This is a genomic window from Sphaerospermopsis sp. LEGE 00249 (genome assembly GCF_014299995.1).
In the GTDB taxonomy this organism is placed as follows: Bacteria; Cyanobacteriota; Cyanobacteriia; order Cyanobacteriales; family Nostocaceae; genus Sphaerospermopsis; species Sphaerospermopsis kisseleviana.
This window is the reverse complement of the sequence record NZ_JACJUZ010000137.1, coordinates 1-5,330: the sequence shown is the minus strand read 5'-3', so window position 1 is coordinate 5,330 and position 5,330 is coordinate 1. Positions and strand designations below refer to the sequence as shown.

At 47.5% G+C, this 5,330-nt stretch carries 2 tRNA genes and 3 rRNA genes; all 5 read left to right on the top strand.

The features are described from left to right. Positions 1-150: 150 nt before the first annotated feature. The 5 genes from H5968_RS24580 to rrf all read left to right on the top strand — a co-directional run bounded on the left by H5968_RS24580 (position 151) and on the right by rrf (position 5,281). Positions 151-1,666 (top strand): 16S ribosomal RNA (locus H5968_RS24580). Positions 1,667-1,758: 92 nt separating this feature from the next. After that, a tRNA-Ile gene (locus tag H5968_RS24575) sits at positions 1,759-1,832 on the top strand. Between the two features lie 80 nt (positions 1,833-1,912). Continuing rightward, a tRNA-Ala gene (locus tag H5968_RS24570) sits at positions 1,913-1,986 on the top strand. A gap of 169 nt (positions 1,987-2,155) precedes the next feature. Then, a 23S ribosomal RNA gene (locus H5968_RS24565) occupies positions 2,156-5,036 on the top strand. 135 nt (positions 5,037-5,171) lie between these two features. After that, positions 5,172-5,281: ribosomal RNA gene (gene rrf, locus H5968_RS24560) — 5S ribosomal RNA — on the top strand. Together the 16S, 23S and 5S rRNA genes with 2 tRNA genes alongside form the textbook arrangement of a ribosomal RNA operon. Positions 5,282-5,330 lie beyond the last annotated feature (49 nt).

The following is a 5,330-nucleotide window of genomic DNA, read 5'->3' as shown; positions in this document are numbered from 1 at the left end:
TAAAAAAAGAAGAATACGTTCATAGACATATTGAATTGACAGCCGTCTTAAAAGAGATTTTAAGACAGAAAAAAAAGAGAGTAAGTGAATCGAGAGATTTGAAAAAGACTAGCCTTTGTCTATAAAACAGCTCGTAAGAGCAAACAACATACGATGAAGAGTTTGATCCTGGCTCAGGATGAACGCTAGCGGCAGGCTTAACACATGCAAGTCGAGGGGTAGAGGTTGCTTGCAACCTTGAGACCGGCGCACGGGTGCGTAACGCGTATGCAACCTACCTTTTACAGAGGGATAGCCCAGAGAAATTTGGATTAATACCTCATGGTATATATTATTCGCATGTTTGATATATTAAAGTTCCAACGGTAAAAGATGGGCATGCGTCCTATTAGCTAGATGGTAAGGTAACGGCTTACCATGGCAACGATAGGTAGGGGTCCTGAGAGGGAGATCCCCCACACTGGTACTGAGACACGGACCAGACTCCTACGGGAGGCAGCAGTGAGGAATATTGGACAATGGGCGCAAGCCTGATCCAGCCATGCCGCGTGCAGGAAGAAGCATCTATGGTGTGTAAACTGCTTTTGTACGGGAAGAAACACTCCTTCGTGAAGGAGCTTGACGGTACCGTAAGAATAAGGATCGGCTAACTCCGTGCCAGCAGCCGCGGTAATACGGAGGATCCAAGCGTTATCCGGAATCATTGGGTTTAAAGGGTCCGTAGGCGGTTTGGTAAGTCAGTGGTGAAAGCCCGCAGCTCAACTGTGGAACGGCCATTGATACTGCCAGACTTGAATTACAAGGAAGTAACTAGAATATGTAGTGTAGCGGTGAAATGCTTAGATATTACATGGAATACCAATTGCGAAGGCAGGTTACTACTTGTGGATTGACGCTGATGGACGAAAGCGTGGGGAGCGAACAGGATTAGATACCCTGGTAGTCCACGCCGTAAACGATGGATACTAGCTGTTGGGGGCAACTTCAGTGGCTAAGCGAAAGTGATAAGTATCCCACCTGGGGAGTACGTTCGCAAGAATGAAACTCAAAGGAATTGACGGGGGCCCGCACAAGCGGTGGAGCATGTGGTTTAATTCGATGATACGCGAGGAACCTTACCAAGGCTTAAATGTAGATTGACAGGTTTGGAAACAGACTTTTCTTCGGACAATTTACAAGGTGCTGCATGGTTGTCGTCAGCTCGTGCCGTGAGGTGTCAGGTTAAGTCCTATAACGAGCGCAACCCCTGTTGTTAGTTGCCAGCGAGTCATGTCGGGAACTCTAGCAAGACTGCCAGTGTAAACTGTGAGGAAGGTGGGGATGACGTCAAATCATCACGGCCCTTACGCCTTGGGCTACACACGTGCTACAATGGACGGTACAGAGAGCAGCCACTACGTGAGTAGGAGCGAATCTATAAAACCGTTCTCAGTTCGGATCGGAGTCTGCAACTCGACTCCGTGAAGCTGGAATCGCTAGTAATCGGATATCAGCCATGATCCGGTGAATACGTTCCCGGGCCTTGTACACACCGCCCGTCAAGCCATGGAAGCTGGGGGTACCTGAAGTCGGTGACCGTAAGGAGCTGCCTAGGGTAAAACTAGTAACTGGGGCTAAGTCGTAACAAGGTAGCCGTACCGGAAGGTGCGGCTGGAACACCTCCTTTCTAGAGACGAAAAAGAAGGACTGGAAATATAAGAGTCACGAAGTTTATTTACTCTCGCTGTTAATTCAAAATATAAAATAAGCAAAATACAGAGTCTCGTAGCTCAGCTGGTTAGAGTACTACACTGATAATGTAGGGGTCGGCAGTTCGAGTCTGCCCGGGACTACTAGTATGCTTATAGGAAATTCTAGGGGTTGAGAGGTTATGTAACTCATAACTCATAACTAGTAACTCATCACTAAGATTGGGGGATTAGCTCAGCTGGCTAGAGCGCCTGCCTTGCACGCAGGAGGTCATCGGTTCGACTCCGATATTCTCCACGAATTGATTTGAAGATTAATCAATTTGAAGATTTGAAGATTCATTTTCAAATTCTCAAATCATCAAATTTTCAAATTAATAAAGTTCATTGACATATTGAGATAAAAAATACATTTAAAAAGTAGAAAGAACACGAATTACTTAGCGATAAGTAATAAGTAACAAGTACAATAAGCAAAATAAGGGCGTATGGGGGATGCCTAGGCTCTCAGAGGCGAAGAAGGACGTGATAAGCTGCGAAAAGCTGCGGGGATTGGCACATACGAATTGATCCGCAGATATCCGAATGGGGCAACCCGGCATGTTGAAGACATGTCACTCCGATAGGAGAGCAAACCCGCTGAACTGAAACATCTAAGTAGGCGGAGGAGAAGAAAACAAAAGTGATTCCGTAAGTAGTGGCGAGCGAACGCGGATTAGCCCAAACCAAAGTTGTTACGGCAATTTTGGGGTTGTAGGACCACGACATTTCTTGCGGATTGAATTAGAACTACCTGGAAAGGTAGGCCATAGACGGTGATAGCCCGGTATAAGTAAGAGAAGATAAGGATAGTGGTATCCTGAGTAGGGCGGGGCACGTGAAACCCTGTCTGAATTTGGCGGGACCATCCGCTAAGGCTAAATACTCCTGAGAGACCGATAGTGAACCAGTACCGTGAGGGAAAGGTGAAAAGAACCGTGAATAACGGAGTGAAATAGATCCTGAAACCATACGCTTACAAGCGGTCGGAGCCTACAAGTTGGGTGACGGCGTGCCTTTTGCATAATGAGCCTACGAGTTACCGTTGCTGGCAAGGATAAGCACTTATGGTGTGGATCCGTAGCGAAAGCGAGTCTGAATAGGGCGCTTTAGTCAGTAGTGGTAGACGCGAAACCGTGTGATCTACCCATGGGCAGGATGAAGCTGTGGTAACACATAGTGGAGGTCCGAACCGGTTGACGTTGAAAAGTCTTCGGATGACCTGTGGGTAGGGGTGAAAGGCCAATCAAACTCGGAAATAGCTCGTACTCCCCGAAATGCATTTAGGTGCAGCGCTGGTTATAAGTTATATAGAGGTAGAGCTACTGATTGGATGCGGGGGCTTCACCGCCTACCAATTCCTGACAAACTCCGAATGCTATATAATGTTTACCAGCAGTGAGGGCATGGGTGCTAAGGTCCATGTCCGAGAGGGAAAGAACCCAGACCATCAGCTAAGGTCCCCAAATGTATGCTAAGTTGAAAAAACGAGGTTTGTCTGCCCAGACAGCTAGGATGTTGGCTTGGAAGCAGCCATTCATTTAAAGAGTGCGTAACAGCTCACTAGTCGAGCGGACGAGCATGGATAATAATCGGGCATAAGCATACTACCGAAGCTATGGATTTGTAGTAATACAAGTGGTAGGGGAGCATTCTAACAGGGTTGAAGGTGTAGCGCGAGCTATGCTGGACTGGTTAGAAAAGAAAATGTAGGCATAAGTAACGATAATGCGGGCGAGAAACCCGCACACCGAAAGACTAAGGTTTCCTCAGCTATGCTAATCAGCTGAGGGTTAGTCGGGTCCTAAGGCGAACCCGAAAGGGACAGTCGATGGCCAACGGGTTAATATTCCCGTACTACTGTTAATTGTGATGGGGTGACGGAGTGATGAAAGTACCGCGAACTGACGGAATAGTTCGTTAAAGCACCTACCTATAAGGCCCGCAGGCAAATCCACGGGCTTTGGGGAAATGCGATAGTACTCAGCGGCTTCGGCCAAAGAGATAGTGTACCTAAGGGCTTCCAAGAAAAACCTCTAAACTTAGATTAACAGTACCCGTACCGTAAACCGACACAGGTAGTCGAGGAGAGAATCCTAAGGTGCTCGAGAGATTCATGGCTAAGGAATTAGGCAAAATAGACCTGTAACTTCGGGAGAAAGGTCGCCAGCAGTAATGCTGGCCGCAGTGAAAAGGTCCAGGCGACTGTTTATCAAAAACACAGGGCTCTGCAAAATCGTAAGATGAGGTATAGGGCCTGACACCTGCCCGGTGCTGGAAGGTTAAGAGGAGATGTTATCTTCGGAGAAGCATTGAATTGAAGCCCCAGTAAACGGCGGCCGTAACTATAACGGTCCTAAGGTAGCGAAATTCCTTGTCGGGTAAGTTCCGACCTGCACGAATGGTGTAACGATCTGGACACTGTCTCAGCCATGAGCTCGGTGAAATTGTAGTATCGGTGAAGATGCCGATTACCCGCAGTGGGACGAAAAGACCCTGTGCACCTTTACTATAGCTTAGTATTGGTCTTGGATAAGTGATGTGTAGGATAGGTGGGAGACTGTGAAATGGCGTCGCCAGGCGTTGTGGAGTCATTGTTGAAATACCACCCTTTGCTTATCTGAGGTCTAACCCCGCGAATGTGGGGGACATTGCTTGGTGGGTAGTTTGACTGGGGTGGTCGCCTCCAAAAGAGTAACGGAGGCTTCTAAAGGTTCCCTCAGCACGCTTGGTAACCGTGCGTAGAGTGCAATGGCATAAGGGAGCTTGACTGAGAGACATACAGGTCGATCAGGTACGAAAGTAGAGCATAGTGATCCGGTGGTTCCGCATGGAAGGGCCATCGCTCAAAGGATAAAAGGTACGCCGGGGATAACAGGCTGATCTCCCCCAAGAGCTCATATCGACGGGGGGGTTTGGCACCTCGATGTCGGCTCGTCACATCCTGGGGCTGGAGAAGGTCCCAAGGGTTGGGCTGTTCGCCCATTAAAGTGGCACGCGAGCTGGGTTCAGAACGTCGTGAGACAGTTCGGTCTCTATCTACTGTGGGCGCAAGAAATTTGAGTGGATCTGATTCTAGTACGAGAGGACCGAATTGGACTAACCTCTGGTGTATCTGTTGTTCCGCCAGGAGCACCGCAGAGTAGCTACGTTGGGAAGGGATAAGCGCTGAAAGCATATAAGCGCGAAACCCACCACAAGATGAGATTTCTTTTAAGGGTCGTGGAAGATGACCACGTTGATAGGCTATAGATGTAAAGGCAGTAATGTCATAGTCGAGTAGTACTAATAACCCGTAAGCTTATGTACGCTTTTCTCCCGTCTTCGGACGGGAGAAGAAACTTTCTAAGAATGATTTTTATCTCAGTATGTTAAGATATTGATTCAATTACGAATTAGTAATTATGAATTGGATAATGATTGCCTAAAGCAATTGTAACCTCTTAAGGTGGTTATTGCGTCGGGGCTCACCTCTTCCCATTCCGAACAGAGAAGTTAAGTCCGACTGCGCAGATGGTACTGCAGTAATGTGGGAGAGTATGTCGCCGCCTTTTTTTTGAAACCCTGTTCTAACGAACGGGGTTTTTTGTTTTATATGGTTTT